The organism is Weissella cibaria (assembly GCF_004521965.1).
Lineage (GTDB): Bacteria > Bacillota > Bacilli > Lactobacillales > Lactobacillaceae > Weissella > Weissella cibaria_A.
Map to the genome: position 1 here is coordinate 1 of NZ_SDGK01000069.1, position 586 is coordinate 586.

Genomic DNA, 586 nt, shown 5'->3' on the forward strand with positions numbered 1-586 from the left:
ATGGTTCGAGGACTTAACCAAGTTGAAAACGTGGTGTAAGGCTCAAACGAAGTTTGGAATTAACTATTGACATTATGATTCGGTTTTGAGATAATTAATCTCGTAATGCTAATTTAAATATTAGTCGTGTCGTGACGATGGCACTGAGGCCACACCTGTTCCCATACCGAACACAGAAGTTAAGCTCAGTAACGCCGAAAGTAGTTGGAGGATCGCTTCCTGCGAGGATAGGACGTCGCGATGCGTATTGGACGTTTAGCTCAGCTGGGAGAGCACCTGCCTTACAAGCAGGGGGTCACAGGTTCGATCCCTGTAACGTCCATCGGGTCGTTAGCTCAGTTGGTAGAGCAGTGGACTTTTAATCCATGGGTCCAGGGTTCGAGCCCCTGACGACCCATTGGGTAATGACCCATAGATAATAAATATTTCGTCAACCGGTGAATTTATATTATGTCGCCGACTTAGCTCAGTTGGTAGAGCATCGCTCTTGTAAAGCGAGGGTCGAAGGTTCGAGTCCTTTAGTCGGCATCATGCGAATATAGTTCAGTTGGTAGAACGCTACCTTGCCATGGTAGAGGTCGCGGGT

General features: G+C 47.3%; 3 tRNA genes and 1 rRNA gene. All 4 read left to right on the top strand.

The features are described 5' to 3' along the window. Window positions 1-127 precede the first annotated feature (127 nt). The 4 genes from rrf (at window position 128) to EST42_RS08215 (ending at window position 528) form a co-directional block, all read left to right on the top strand. A 5S ribosomal RNA gene (gene rrf, locus EST42_RS08200) occupies window positions 128-244 on the top strand. Between the two features lie 5 nt (window positions 245-249). After that, window positions 250-322: transfer RNA gene (locus EST42_RS08205), tRNA-Val, on the top strand. A gap of 2 nt (window positions 323-324) precedes the next feature. Continuing rightward, a tRNA-Lys gene (locus EST42_RS08210) sits at window positions 325-397 on the top strand. A gap of 58 nt (window positions 398-455) precedes the next feature. Continuing rightward, window positions 456-528: transfer RNA gene (locus EST42_RS08215), tRNA-Thr, on the top strand. Window positions 529-586 lie beyond the last annotated feature (58 nt).